Origin of the sequence: Streptomyces sp. STR69, from assembly GCF_024519455.1 — a bacterium.
In the GTDB taxonomy this organism is placed as follows: domain Bacteria; phylum Actinomycetota; class Actinomycetes; order Streptomycetales; family Streptomycetaceae; genus Streptomyces.
In genome coordinates this window covers 63,336-76,054 of sequence record NZ_JALJRY010000036.1, presented here as the reverse complement: position 1 = coordinate 76,054, position 12,719 = coordinate 63,336, and the positions used below count along the sequence as shown (strand labels likewise).

General features: G+C 70.0%; 11 protein-coding genes. 9 read left to right on the top strand and 2 right to left on the bottom strand.

The annotated features are described in order from the left end of the window. The first annotated feature begins 6 nt into the window (after positions 1–6). The 4 genes from OC490_RS42555 to OC490_RS42540 all read left to right on the top strand — a co-directional run bounded on the left by OC490_RS42555 (position 7) and on the right by OC490_RS42540 (position 4,232). Entirely contained in the window at positions 7–1,203 is a 1,197-nt protein-coding gene (locus OC490_RS42555) for an amidohydrolase family protein (protein WP_262063418.1), read from the top strand. Next, positions 1,203–2,336 carry an acyl-CoA dehydrogenase family protein gene (locus tag OC490_RS42550; protein WP_262063417.1) on the top strand — a complete coding sequence of 378 codons (1,134 nt, stop codon included), beginning with the start codon at positions 1,203–1,205 and terminating at the stop codon, positions 2,334–2,336. The genes OC490_RS42555 and OC490_RS42550 overlap by 1 nt, the downstream gene beginning before the upstream one ends. Before the next feature lies 1 nt (position 2,337). Beyond that, complete coding sequence (locus tag OC490_RS42545) at positions 2,338–3,252, top strand: acyl-CoA dehydrogenase family protein (RefSeq protein WP_262063416.1); 915 nt, start codon at positions 2,338–2,340, stop codon at positions 3,250–3,252. Positions 3,253–3,761: 509 nt separating this feature from the next. Then, entirely contained in the window at positions 3,762–4,232 is a 471-nt protein-coding gene (locus tag OC490_RS42540; protein WP_019075564.1) for an ATP-binding protein, read from the top strand. A gap of 349 nt (positions 4,233–4,581) precedes the next feature. Here the strand turns inward: OC490_RS42540 and OC490_RS42535 are convergent, their stop codons facing one another. Further along, positions 4,582–5,538, bottom strand: a complete 957-nt coding sequence (locus OC490_RS42535; RefSeq protein ID WP_262063415.1) for a cyclase family protein — start codon at positions 5,536–5,538, stop codon at positions 4,582–4,584. Positions 5,539–5,633: 95 nt separating this feature from the next. Here OC490_RS42535 and OC490_RS42530 point away from each other — a divergent pair, with 95 nt between their 5' ends. The 5 genes from OC490_RS42530 to OC490_RS42510 all read left to right on the top strand — a co-directional run bounded on the left by OC490_RS42530 (position 5,634) and on the right by OC490_RS42510 (position 11,602). After that, the gene (locus tag OC490_RS42530) at positions 5,634–6,545 is read left to right on the top strand and encodes an SDR family oxidoreductase (protein ID WP_262063414.1); all 912 of its coding nucleotides are present in this window, start codon (positions 5,634–5,636) and stop codon (positions 6,543–6,545) included. Positions 6,546–6,654: 109 nt separating this feature from the next. Further along, positions 6,655–7,803, top strand: coding sequence for an acyl-CoA dehydrogenase family protein (locus OC490_RS42525; protein WP_262063413.1), 1,149 nt, complete (start codon positions 6,655–6,657; stop codon positions 7,801–7,803). Next, complete coding sequence (locus OC490_RS42520) at positions 7,803–8,852, top strand: Zn-dependent alcohol dehydrogenase (protein ID WP_262063412.1); 1,050 nt, start codon at positions 7,803–7,805, stop codon at positions 8,850–8,852. The genes OC490_RS42525 and OC490_RS42520 overlap by 1 nt, the downstream gene beginning before the upstream one ends. Before the next feature lie 110 nt (positions 8,853–8,962). Then, positions 8,963–10,204, top strand: coding sequence for an MFS transporter (locus OC490_RS42515; protein ID WP_262063411.1), 1,242 nt, complete (start codon positions 8,963–8,965; stop codon positions 10,202–10,204). Positions 10,205–10,423: 219 nt separating this feature from the next. Continuing rightward, on the top strand, positions 10,424–11,602 hold the full coding sequence (locus tag OC490_RS42510) for a lactonase family protein (protein WP_262063410.1): 1,179 nt from the start codon (positions 10,424–10,426) through the stop codon (positions 11,600–11,602). 33 nt (positions 11,603–11,635) lie between these two features. Here the strand turns inward: OC490_RS42510 and OC490_RS42505 are convergent, their stop codons facing one another. Continuing rightward, the gene (locus OC490_RS42505; RefSeq protein ID WP_262063409.1) at positions 11,636–12,706 is read right to left on the bottom strand and encodes a GlxA family transcriptional regulator; all 1,071 of its coding nucleotides are present in this window, start codon (positions 12,704–12,706) and stop codon (positions 11,636–11,638) included. Positions 12,707–12,719 lie beyond the last annotated feature (13 nt).

Here is a 12,719-nt window from a genome sequence, read left to right as displayed (position 1 = left end):
GAACCCATGACCACCGAACTGCCCCGCATCATCAGCGTCGACGACCACGTGATCGAACCCGCGCACCTCTTCGAGACCTGGCTGCCGGCGAAATACCGCGAGCGCGGCCCCCAGCCGCTCACCGCCGGAATCGGTGAACTCGCCTACGTGGCAGGCAAATACCAGATCACGATGGACCCGGACGGCCCGCCCACCGACTGGTGGATCTACGAGGACCTCAAGTTCCCGTACAAGCGCAACATCGCCGCCGTCGGCTTCGACCGCGACGAGATGACCCTGGAGGGCATCACCCGCGAACAGATGCGCCGCGGCTGCTGGGACCCCAAGGCACGGCTCGCGGACATGGACCTCAACCATGTCGAGGGCTCGCTCTGCTTCCCGACCTTCCCGCGTTTCTGCGGCCAGACCTTCGCCGAGGCGCACGACAAGGAGGTCGCGCTCGCCTGCGTCCGCGCCTACAACGACTGGATGGTCGAGGAGTGGTGCGGCGACAGCGGCGGCCGGCTCATCCCGCTCTGCCTGATCCCTTTGTGGGACGTCGAGTTGGCGGTCGAGGAGATCCGGCGCAACGCCGCCCGCGGCGTCCGCGCGGTGACCTTCTCCGAGATCCCCACCTACCTAGGACTGCCGTCCATCCACTCCGGCTACTGGGACCCCTTCTTCGCCGTCTGCCAGGAGACCGGCACGGTCGTCAACATGCACATCGGCAGCAGCTCCCAGATGCCCGCCGCCTCCCCGGACGCACCCCCCGCCGTACAGGCCTCGCTCTCCTTCAACAACGCGATGGCCTCGATGATGGACTTCCTCTTCAGCGGGGTCCTGGTGAAGTTCCCGACCCTCAAACTCGCGTACTCCGAGGGCCAGATGGGCTGGATCCCGTACGCCCTGGAACGCGCCGACGACGTCTGGGAGGAACACCGCGCGTGGGGCGGAGTCCGCGACCTCATCCCGGACCCGCCCTCCACGTACTACTACCGCCAGATGTTCTGCTGCTTCTTCCGCGACAAGCACGGGGTCGCTTCGCTGGACGTGGTGGGGCGCGACAACGCCACCTTCGAGACCGACTACCCGCACGTCGACTCGACCTTCCCGCACACCAAGGAGGTCGCCCTCGACCACGTCAAGGGCCTCGACGACGAGACGGTCTACAAGCTCATGCGGGGCAACGCGATCCGCATGCTGGGCCTGGACCTCGACCGGTAATGGACCTCTCGTACACGGCTGAGGAGGACGAGTACCGGGCCCGCCTGCGGGAGTGGCTTGCCAAGGTGCTTCCCACCCTCCCCGCGAAACCGTCCCCGGACGACTGGCCGGGCAGGCGCGTCTACGACCTCGGCTGGCAGCGGATGCTGTACGACGCCGGGTACGCCGATGTGCACTGGGACGCGTCTCCGACCACCCGCTTGATCTTCCTGGAGGAGACGGAGAGGGCGGGTGCGCCCTACGTGGGGGCCAATTTCGTCGGGCTGCTGCACGCGGGGCCGACGATAGCCGCGGAGGGGAGTGCCGAGCAGCGGGAGCGGTGGCTGCCGCCCGTGCTGCGCGGCGACGAGGTGTGGTGCCAGGGGTTCAGCGAACCCGAGGCCGGTTCCGACCTCGCGTCGCTGCGCACGCGCGCGTGGCGGGACGGCGACGACTACGTGGTCACCGGTTCCAAGATCTGGACCTCGCATGCCGAAGTCGCCGACTGGTGCGAGCTGTTGGTCCGCACGGACCCCACGGCACCGAAGCATCGCGGGATCAGCTGGCTCGCCATGCCGATGGACGCGCCCGGCATCACGGTACGGCCACTGCGGACGCTCGCCGGGTCCGCCGAGTTCGCCGAGGTGTTCCTCGACGAGGTGCGGGTGCCTGTCGGCAACCGGGTGGGGGACGAGAACGACGGGTGGCGCGTGACGATGGTGACGCTGTCCTTCGAGCGCGGTACGGCCTTTGTGGGTGAGGTCGTCGCCTGTCGGCGGGTGTTGGGTGAACTCGCCGTCGAGGCGCGGCGGAACGGGCGGTGGGACGATCCCGTGCTCAGGCGCCGACTGGGGCGGTTGAACGCCGAGTTCCGGGCGTTGTGGCGGCTGACGCAGTGGAATGTGAGTGAGGCGGAGGCCTCCGGCGGCGTCCCGGGTGTGGGTGGCTCGGTCTTCAAACTCCGCTACTCGCACGCCCGTCAGGAGCTGTATGACGCGGCGGCGGAGGTTCTGGGGGTGGAGTCGCTGGATCTGGAGCGGCCTTGGGTGCTCGATCGGCTGTCGTCGCTGTCGTACACGATCGCTGCGGGTACCTCGCAGATTCAGCAGAACATCGTGGCCGAGCGGATTCTCGGGTTGCCGAAGGGACGCTGACGTGCGGTTTCAACTCACCGATGATCAAAGGGCGTTGCGGGCTGCAGTGCGGGATGTGGTCGGTCGTTCGTCGGCTGCGGGCGCGTGGGGGCTGGTCGCGCAGTTCCCCGCGCCCCTTGGCGGTATTGCAGGGACCGGCGATTCCAAGTGCCGGCTCGATCGGGATTTGTGGCGGGCCCTCGGTGACCTTGGGCTGTTCTCGCTGCGACTGCCCGAAGCCGATGGAGGTGCCGGACTCGGGCTGCCCGAGGCCGTGTTGGTGTTCGAAGAGGTCGGGTCGGCCTTGGTGCCTGGGCCGTTGGTGGCTACGCATCTTGCTGCCGGGGTGGTTCCAGGGGCCGCTACCGGGGAGACCGTGGTCGCCGCTGCCGATGGTCGGCTCGTGGAGTGGCTGGACGAGGCCGATGTCGTGTTGCCGGGGGCCGAGGGGGCCGTAGCGCTGCGGTCGGTGGATCCGTTGACGCCGTTGCATCGGGTGCCGGCGCCGGCGCGTACCGATCCCGTTGCCGTTCTTCTCACCGCTGCCGAGCAGCTCGGTACGGCCTCGCGGGTGTGTGGGCTCGCGGTGCAACACGCCCGGACCCGTGAGCAGTTCGGGCAGCCGATCGGGGCCTTCCAGGCGGTGAAGCAGCTGTGCGCGCAGTCGCTGGTACGGGTCGAGGTGGCGCGGGCCGCGGTGTACGCGGCGGCCGTGACCGGCGACCCGGTGGACATCGCGGCGGCCCGGCTGCTGGCCGACGAGGCCGCGGGGCGTGGCGCCCGGGACTGTCTGCAGGTGCACGGCGGAATGGGCTTCACCTGGGAGTCCGAGGTTCATCTGCATCTGAAACGGGCGTGGGTGCGGGCTCGGCGTGGCGGTGGAGGCACGGAGAGTGAGGAGTTGCTGGCGGCCGATCTGGTGGGCGGAGCGGTGTAGTGGGGCGCCTGCCTGCGGCGACCGGGACGGCTCCGACAACGGTGTCGCGGATCGTGGCATACCGGAATCACGCAGCGTTGATATCGGGTTGTGTCCTACGCGTGACTCGTCACGGCCCGGAGTCGTCTCGGGGCTCCGGTACCTTGTGTGGGATGCGAGTGGTTCAAGGTACGAGCCATGCCGGTGTTGCCTGTGAGGCGGCTCCGGATCGGGCGGTGCGCTCCGCAGTTCGTATGGCAGAACGGGCTTTCACCCCTGCCTGTTCGACTCCCCGCAGCGAGCGTCGCACAGTATCCCGCACGCGTACTCCTTCGCGCTGGAATATGCCCGAAGCGCTTGTTGGGGTGACGGAACGTCAATCATGCTGTCTCGCAAGGGATTCACGTTCCGTGACCCTGGCTCTGGTCGTTGTTCTGGCCATGCAGAAAATGGCTACGATCGTGGCCCTCGTGAGGCGCGAGGCTATGTGTCCGCCGGTTCGGATGGTGTGAGCGGTGCAGGTGCTTCAAGTGCAGCTGGAGATCCGGCCCGACCCCGCAGAGGTGGGGCGGGCCAGGAGATGGGCGCGCTCCCGGCTCGCCGGGTCCGGGATAGAAGCAGACGAACCGCTTGCGGAGACGCTGATCCTGCTCGTCTCCGAACTCGTCACCAACGCGGTGGTGCACACCGGTTGTCCGGCCGTGCTGCGGCTCTCCCTGCCGGACGAGGCGGACGAGTCGGCCACGGTCCGCCTTGAGGTCGCCGACACCAGCTGTACGGCTCCCGTGCCGCGTTGCGCGGACGGTGACGAGACCGGCGGTCGCGGACTGGCGCTGGTGGACGGCCTCGCCGACCGCTGGGGCTGGAGCGCCGAGGGCACCGGCAAGCGCATCTGGTGCGAGCTGGACCGGGGCAGCCAACCCCGGGACGCCGCAGCCGCGTTCGGGGGCGGTGTCACGGCGTACGGGGGGTTCGAGGGCTTCGCGTACGAAGCCGTGTAGGTGCTGTCTGCAAGTGCCCGGCGGAGATGCGCCGGGCCGTGCTTCCGCGCGCGCCCTGCGGCAAAGTGGTGCTTAAGGAACAAATCCCCGGATGGGCGTTGACGTGAAGTGACCGTTTGGTCACGCTTGTGGGCAGCGATTCGCCGCGAGGGGACGACGAGGGCTTCGGTGACGGGAGCCCTCGGCGAGTGTGGGTCGTGTTCGGCGTGGGTTCCCTCGGGGCGGGGGGCCGGGACGGGTACGCCGGAGTCGGATGGCGGCAGCGCGGTGCCGTGCTCGGGGCGGGCAGCAGCGCGCCGCCATCCGACCGTAAGTCCGGCCCTCGTCAAAACCGGGCAGGCCCCGAGCCTTAGAGGATGACGATCGGGGCCACCGGGGTTCCCGTGGCGCCCACGAAAGGTTCGGGCATCGCCGACAGGAAGAACGCGTAACGGTTCTCTTGTCCACAAGCTGTGGACAACTCTTCGAGATTCCAGTTCTGCCCCTGCAGCATCCCCATCTCGACCAGGTCGAGGGCGTGCACCGGCAGCCACAAGTCCTCGATCTCCGGCGGAAATATCTCGAAGGTGAGGGTGTCGTTGGCGACCGCCGCGACATCACGCGCGTGGAACCACTCCGGCGTACGGACCGACAGACCCGGCGACGGATAGCCGTACCCGTGCTTGTCGCCGGCCAGATACACCTGCACCTGCCCGGTCCGTACGAGCACGATGTCTCCCGATCGGACCCGGGTGCCGGTGAGTTGCTCGGCGGCCTCCAGGTCCTCCGGGGTCACCGCGTGACCGCCTTCGAGCCGGTCGACGCCACGCGCGCGCGCCACGTCCAGCAGCACCCCGCGCGAGACGATGTGCCGTGCCTTGTCGATACCGCTGAACTCGGCGCCCCCGTGCGGCGTCACGGTGCCGGCCGGGCGGCCGTTGTAGAGCCTCCCCGAGTGCGAGACATGGGTCAGCGCGTCCCAGTGCGTGCCCGCCTGCAGTCCCATGGTCACCGCGTCGTCGCTGCACGCGACCGTGCCCGGACCGAAGAGCTCCTGGTTGATCTGAACCATCGCGTGCAGCGGGTTGACCCGGCCGGGGATCATCCCCGTCTGGACGCCGTCTGCCTGGAGGGGGAGGGCGAGCGGGATACGGCGGCCGGTCCGGATCTCGGCGGCTGCCTCGCGGACCACCTCGTCGGTGATCAGGTTCAGCGTGCCGATCTCGTCGTCCGGCCCCCAACGCCCCCAGTTGTTCACGCGCTTGGCGATGTCGTGGAACTCCGGACCGAGTGACGGCGGTGGCGGTGGTGACGGCGGCAGTGACATCGGAGCCTCCCCGGGGCTTGTCCTCAGGCATCTGACGGGTCGTAGAATCTGAGTCGAATCTAACGGACCGTCAGAAACTGCGGGAGGGGCCGGACATGGGGAACTTCTTGGCAGGCAAGGTCGTCGCCGTCACGGGCGCGGGCCGGGGCATCGGCCGGGCGGTCGCGCTCGCGGCGGCGGCCGAGGGCGCGCGGGTCGTCGTCAACGACTACGGCGTCTCCATGGACGGCGCGTCACCGACGAGCGAGATCGCCGAGGGTGTCGTCAAGGAGATCGAGGCGGCGGGGGGCGAGGCCGTCGCCGTCGCCGATGACATTTCCACGATGGCGGGTGGGCAGCGGGTCGTCGACGTCGCGTTGTCCTCGTACGGGCGGCTCGACGGTGTGGTGTGCGTTGCCGGGATTCTGCGGGAGCGGATGCTCTTCAACATGTCCGAGGAGGAGTGGGATCCCGTTCTCGCCACGCATTTGAAGGGGACGTTCACCGTTTTTCGGGCTGCATCGGCCGTCATGCGGAAGCAGCGGGGTGGGACGTTGATCGGGTTCACCAGTGGGAATCATCAAGGGTCGGTTTCGCAGGCCAATTACAGCGCGGCGAAGGGCGGGATCATCTCGCTGGTACGGAGCGCTGCGCTGGGCCTGAACAAGTACGGGGTGACCGCCAACGCGGTGGCGCCTGTTGCTCGTACGCGGATGTCGGCGAACGTTCCCATGGAGTTGGCGGAGATCGGGTCGCCGGAGGATGTGGCGGCGATGGTCGTTTATCTGCTGTCGGATTCGGCTCGGGAGGTCGGGATCACCGGGCAGGTCTATACCGTTGCCGGGCCGAAGATCGCGGTGTGGGCGCAGCCTCGGGAATTGCGGGCGGGGTACGCCTCCGGCGGGTGGACGGCTGAAAAGATCGCGGAGTTTTTGCCGGGGTCTGTGGGGGTGGATCCGATGCCGATGCTTTCTCGGTTGCAGGAGATGGAGAGGGCTGCGCGGGATGGGAATCGGCCCAACGCCTAAGGGGGTGGGGCGGTGCGTTGTGTGGCGGGTGCGGGTGCGTTGTGGCTGGTCGCGCAGTTCCCCGCGCCCCTGACGGAGCTGGTCTGAGCGGTGTTTTGAGGAGACCCCTGTGGATTTTGGATTCGCTGATGAGGATGAAGAGTTCCGGGTCGAAGCTCGGGCTTGGCTGTCTGCGCATGCCGAAAACGGACAGGATCGTCGTGTGTGGGAACGCACTCTCGGCAAGAGCGGCTGGATCGGGCTGGGTTGGCCCGAGGGTGGCTATGGAAATCGCACCGGGACTCTCACTCAGCAGGTCGCCTGGGCTGAGGAATATGCCCGGTCTTCCGCTCCTCCGCGGTCCGGGCACATCGGGGAGAACTTGCTCGCGCCCACTCTCATCGCGCACGGCACCGACACGCAGAAGTCCCGTTTTCTGCCTGCCATCGCCGCCGGGGACGAGTTGTGGTGTCAGGGGTACAGCGAGCCGGGGGCCGGGTCCGATCTGGCCGGGGTGCGGACCGTCGCCGTACGGGAGGCGGACGGATATCGGATCACCGGGCAGAAGATCTGGACCTCGCTCGCGCACGAGGCCGACTGGTGTTTTGTGCTGGCGCGGACCGAGGCGGGGTCGCGGCGGCACCACGGGTTGAGTTTTCTGCTGGTGCCGATGGATCAGCCGGGGCGGGTCGAGGTGCGGCCCATCCGGCAGTTGACCGGGACCAGTGAGTTCAACGAGGTGTTCTTCGACGGGGCGTTGGCGCGGGGCGAGCATCTTGTGGGGGGTGAGGGGGGCGGTTGGAGTGTGGCCATGAGCCTGCTCGGGTTTGAGCGGGGGGTGTCCACCCTTGCCCAACAGGTGGGGTTCGCACGGGAGTTGGGGCGGGTTGTCGAGGCCGCCGTCGCTTCGGGTGCGGTGCTCGATCCCGTCGTACGCGATCGAATCGTGCGGCAGTGGGCCGAGTTGCGGACCATGCGGTGGAACGCCCTGCGGACGCTGGGGCGGGCCGGGGACGCCGGGGCGCCCAGTGTGGCCAAGCTGTTGTGGGGCGGGTGGCATCAGCGGCTCGGGGAGCTGGCGATGTCGGTGCGGGGGGCCGCTGCGGCGGTGGGGCCGGTGGACTGGTCGCCGAGCGTCTCGTACGAACTCGACATGCTCCAGCACCTGTTCCTCTTCTCGCGGGCCGACACGATCTACGGCGGCTCGGACCAGGTTCAGCGCACGATCATCGCCGAGCGGGTGCTCGGTCTGCCCAGGGAACCCAAGGGGGTCGTCTGATGCGCGGTGTGGTCTTCGACGGCAAGCAGATCCAGGTCGTGGACGATCTGGAGGTGCGGGAGCCGGGGGCGGGGGAAGTGCTGGTCGCCATTTCGGCGGCCGGGTTGTGCCACAGCGATCTGTCTGTGGTGGACGGGACCATACCTTTTCCCGTTCCTGTGGTTCTGGGGCATGAGGGTGCGGGGGTGGTGGAGGCCGTGGGTGTGGGCGTGACCCATGTGGTGCCCGGAGATCATGTGGCCCTGTCCACGCTCGCCAACTGCGGGACCTGCGCCGAGTGCGACCGGGGGCGGCCGACCATGTGCCGGCAGGCCATCGGGCGGCCGGGGAAGCCGTTCACGCGGGGCGGGCAGTCGGTCTACCAGTTCGCCTCCAACTCCGCCTTCGCCGAGCGGACCGTGGTCAAGGCCGTGCAGGCCGTGCGGATTCCCAAGGACATTCCGATGCCGTCCGCCGCGCTCATCGGGTGCGGGGTGCTGACGGGGGTCGGCGCCGTGCTCAATCGCGCGCGGGTCGACCGTGGGGACAGCGTGGTGGTGATCGGGACCGGGGGGATCGGGCTCAATGTGATCCAAGGGGCCCGGATCGCGGGGGCGTCGCGGATCGTTGCGGTCGACGCGAACCCGGCGAAGGAGGAGGCGGCGCGGAAGTTCGGCGCGACCGACTTCCTGAAGTCCACGGAAGGGGTGCGTGACCTGCTGCCCACGGGGGCGGACCACGCCTTCGAGTGCGTCGGGCGGGTCGAACTGGTCCGGCAGGCCGTCGACCTCCTCGACCGCCACGGCCAGGCGATCCTGCTCGGCACGGCACCGGCGACGGCGGAGGCGTCCTTCCTCGTCTCGTCGATGTTCCTGGACAAGTCGATCCTCGGCTGCCGGTACGGATCGTCACGACCCCAGCGGGACATCCCGCTGTACACCCAGCTCTACCGCCAAGGGCTGCTGCTGCTCGACGAGTTGGTCACCAGGACGTATCCGGTGGAGGACTTCGAGAAGGCAGTGGGGGACCTGGAGGCGGGGCGGGTCGCGCGGGGGGTTCTGACGTTCTGACGGTCCCACGGCGGTGGCGTGACCGTGCATGACGGTGGCATGACGGGAGTTGTCCACAGGTGGGGAAAATCCCGTGGGGCGTTGTCGGTGACGGCCCGTAGCGTGCCGGCATGACCTACCGCGATGTCGTCTCCCGACAGGTCCTGACCTGGGCCTGCACCACCATCGGCGCCCGCATGCCCGTGGCCATGGCGCCGCTCGCCCTGGTCTTCCTGGTGCGCGAGCGGCCCGGCGGCTACTCGCTGGGCGCGATCATCGCGGCGGCGTACGTCCTCGGGGAGATCGTCGGCGCCCCGGTGCTCGGGATGCGGCTGCGACCGGAGCGGGCCCGGCGGCAGTTGGCGGCCGGGCTCGCGCTCGGCTCGGCGGGTTTCCTGGGGCTCGGGGTGTTTCCGGGCGCGCATCCCGTCGTCCTCGTCGGGTTCGCCTGCCTCGCCGGGGCCGCACCGTCGGCCGCGACCGGTGCGCTGCGCACCCTGCTCAGTTCGCTGGTGCCGGAGCGGTCCGTGGCACAGGCACTGTCCGCCGAGTCGATACTCATGGCCGGGGTCTGGGCGCTCTCCCCGGCCGCCGTGGCCGGGCTGGCGCTCGGCGTCGCGTCGCACGTACCGCTGCTGCTCGCGGCCGGTCTGATGGCGTCCTCGGTCGGGGGGTTGTGGCTGCTGCCGGCGGGGTGGGACGCGGGCGGCCCGGACGGGGCGGGCGGGACCGGCGCTCCGCTGCTCCGGGTGTTGGTCGGTGCCTGGCCGGTCTATGTCACGGGCGCGGCCAGCCTGACTCTGCTCGGACTGTCCGAACTCGTCCTGCCCGCCCTGCTCGAACAGCGCGGCATCGGTGTCGGCTGGTCCGGTCCGCTGCTGGCCGGGATGGCGGTGGGCGGCGGCCTCGGCGCCTTCCTCTACGGCCTACGCGGCTGGCCGGGGCTGCTGCGCACCCGCAGCCTGGTGCTGACGGCCGGGACCTCGGTCTGTGTGACGCTCGCCGCGCTGATACCGAGGATGCCCGGGATCGCGGTCGCGCTCGTCGTGGGCGGCATGCTCCAGTCCGGCGCGATGATCACCCGCAACCTGTCCCTGCGCGAGGTGCTGCCGCCCGGCGCCCTGGCCGCCGGTTACTCGGTCATGTACGCGGCGGCGGGCGCGGGTTACGCAGCGACGGGGTCGCTGGCCGGTGCCCTGCTCAAGGTGACGGCGCCGTCGACGGCGATCCTGGCGGGGGTGGGCCTGACCGCGCTGCTGACGGTGACCGGGTGGTGGGGCGAGGTGCGGCGCGCGGGCCGGGCGGCGCGGGATGTCGATGTCGCCGTAGTGCGGTCGGCGAAGTCAGGTGCCTCGAAGCGGAGTTGGCAGTGAGTCGGCGATGGGTCGGTGGTCCGTCTGCGGTCAGTCGGCGGTGATTCTTACGAAGCTCGGACGTCGGGTCTTGGTGCGCTTTTTGTCCGCTTATGCGCCTCGGTTGCGGGCTAGCGTTACAGCCGTCCGGTGGTGAGCGCGAGTCGCTCCGCCGGCTCCTGATCCCGCGTTCCGCGCTTCGTTTCCGCGCGCCGTTTTCCGCAAGAGGAGTACCCACACATGGCTCTCGCCAAGGCCCGCGCCTCCCGCGTCTCCCGCACCGTCCGGATCGCCCGCACGGCGGGTACGGGCGCCGTCGCGCTCGCCGCCGCGGCCTTCTTCGCCGCGCCCGCCGCCAGTGCCGCCGACGGGCACCGCGGCTCCGACTCCCGCGCCCACCACGGCAGTTCGGCCGTCTTCGTACAGACCGACGACACGACCGCCAACTCCGTGGTCGCCTACGAGCGCGCCGCCGACGGCACCCTCGGCCAGAAGGGCGTCTACCGCACCGGGGGCAAGGGCGGCGTCGTGGCCGGCACCGTCGCCGACCACCTGGCCTCGCAGGGGTCGCTCGCCTACGACCGGCACAACCAGCTGCTCTACGCCGTCAACGCGGGCAGCGACACCGTCACCGTCTTCGCCGTGCACGGCACCCACCTGCGCCGCGTCCAGGAGATCTCCAGCGGCGGGACGTTCCCGGTCGGTGTCACCTTCCACGGCGACCGCGTCTACGTCGCCAACGCGCTCGGCGGCGGTTCCGTGCAGGGCTTCGTGCGGACCGGCGAGCGGCTGGTCAAGGTCCCCGCCTGGCACCGCGAACTCGGCCTGGGCGCGACCGCTTCGGCCGTAGGACAGATCTCCTTCACGCCCGACGGTTCCAAGCTCGTGGTCACCACCAAGGCCGCCGGGCAGAGCATCGACGTCTTCCCCGTCGGCCGGCACGGCGGGCCGTCCGCGCGGCCCGTGGTGACCACGCTGCCGGGGGCCGTGCCGTTCGGCTTCGACTTCGACTCCGCCGGGCGGATACACGTGACGGAGGCCGGGACGAACTCGGTGGGCACCTTCACCGTCGCCCGTGACGGCGGACTGACGGCGAAGGGCACGGTCCCGACCGGCCAGACCGCCACCTGCTGGGCGGTCACCGCGGGTGGCAACGTGTACGTCTCCAACGCCGCCAGCGGCACGGTGTCCGGCTACCGGGTGGGCCCCCAGGGCAAGTTGACCGCGCTGGGCAACACGGCCACCGACGCCGGCACGGTGGACGCGGCGGCCTCCTCGGACGGCCGATACCTCTACGTCCAGACCGGAATCAAGGGCATCGTGGACGAGTTCCGGGTCAACAAGAGCGGGTCGCTCACCGCGATCGGCTCGGTCGTGGTGCCGGGTGCCGTCGGCGGGGAGGGCATCGTCGCGGGCTGACCGGCCAGGGGGCGAGACGCCCGGGGCACGGGTTCAGGGTGCGGCGCCGACATCGCCGTAACTCTCGGACCCGTGGCCCGTGCCCGTGCTCGTGCCCGTGCCTGTGCGGAACGTGCGGCGATACGTCGTCGGGGTCACGCCGAGCGCCGCCTGCAGATGCTGGCGCATCGACTGGGCGGTGCCGAAGCCCGCGTCCGTGGCCACCTGGTCCATGGACAGGTCGGTGGACTCCAGGAGGTGCCGGGCGCGTTCGACGCGCTGCTGGGTGAGCCACTGGCCGGGGCTGACGCCGACCTCCTCGCGGAAGCGGCGGGTGAAGGTGCGCACGGACATCGCCTCCTGCTCCGCCATGTCGCGCAGCTGGATCGGCTCGTGCAGCCGGCCCAGCGCCCAGGCGCGGGCGGCGGTCGTGGTCGCCAACTGCGGGTCGGGGACCGGGCGGTGGATGTACTGTGCCTGCCCGCCGTCGCGGTGCGGCGGTACGACCGTGCGACGGGCCACGTCGTTGGCGACCGCCGTGCCGAAGTCCCGGCGGACCATGTGCAGGCACAGGTCGATGCCGGCCGCGACACCCGCCGAGGTCAGGACGTCGCCGTCGTCGATGAACAGCACGTCCGCGTCGACCTCGATCCGTGGGAAGAGCTGCTGGAAGCGCTCGGCGTCCGCCCAGTGCGTGGTCGCCGGGCGGCCGTCGAGGAGACCGGCGGCGGCGAGGACGTAGACGCCCGTGCAGATCGACGCGAGGCGGGTGCCGGGGCGGATGTGGGCGAAGGCGGCGGTGAGTTCGGGGGTGAGGACGCCCTCCTCGAAGACCGGGCCGAGTTCGTACGACGCCGGGACGATCACCGTGTCGGCGGTGGCCAGGGCCTCCGGGCCGTTCGGGACCTGGATGGCGAAGTCGGCGTCGGTGTCGACCGGCCCGGGCGGCCGGACCGAGCAGGTGACGACCTCGTACAGCAGCCGCCCCTCGGCGTCCCTGGGGCGCCCGAAGATCCGGTGCGGAATGCCCAGCTCGAAGGGGAGCAGACCGTCGAGGGCGAGCACGACGACACGGTGCGGGCGGAAACCGTCGGTGGCGGTCGTGGTGGCGGTGACTGTGGCCATGACTCGATTGTAT

What these genes read in the sequence shown, in the direction of transcription:
- OC490_RS42535 (WP_262063415.1), bottom strand. Translation starts at nt 5,538, where the DNA reads ATGTCACTGCCGCCGTCACCACCGCCACCGCCGTCACTCGGTCCGGAG.
- OC490_RS42550 (WP_262063417.1), top strand. Translation starts at nt 1,203, where the DNA reads ATGGACCTCTCGTACACGGCTGAGGAGGACGAGTACCGGGCCCGCCTG.
- OC490_RS42505 (WP_262063409.1), bottom strand. Translation starts at nt 12,706, where the DNA reads ATGGCCACAGTCACCGCCACCACGACCGCCACCGACGGTTTCCGCCCG.
- OC490_RS42555 (WP_262063418.1), top strand. Translation starts at nt 7, where the DNA reads ATGACCACCGAACTGCCCCGCATCATCAGCGTCGACGACCACGTGATC.
- OC490_RS42530 (WP_262063414.1), top strand. Translation starts at nt 5,634, where the DNA reads ATGGGGAACTTCTTGGCAGGCAAGGTCGTCGCCGTCACGGGCGCGGGC.
- OC490_RS42515 (WP_262063411.1), top strand. Translation starts at nt 8,963, where the DNA reads ATGACCTACCGCGATGTCGTCTCCCGACAGGTCCTGACCTGGGCCTGC.
- OC490_RS42520 (WP_262063412.1), top strand. Translation starts at nt 7,803, where the DNA reads ATGCGCGGTGTGGTCTTCGACGGCAAGCAGATCCAGGTCGTGGACGAT.
- OC490_RS42510 (WP_262063410.1), top strand. Translation starts at nt 10,424, where the DNA reads ATGGCTCTCGCCAAGGCCCGCGCCTCCCGCGTCTCCCGCACCGTCCGG.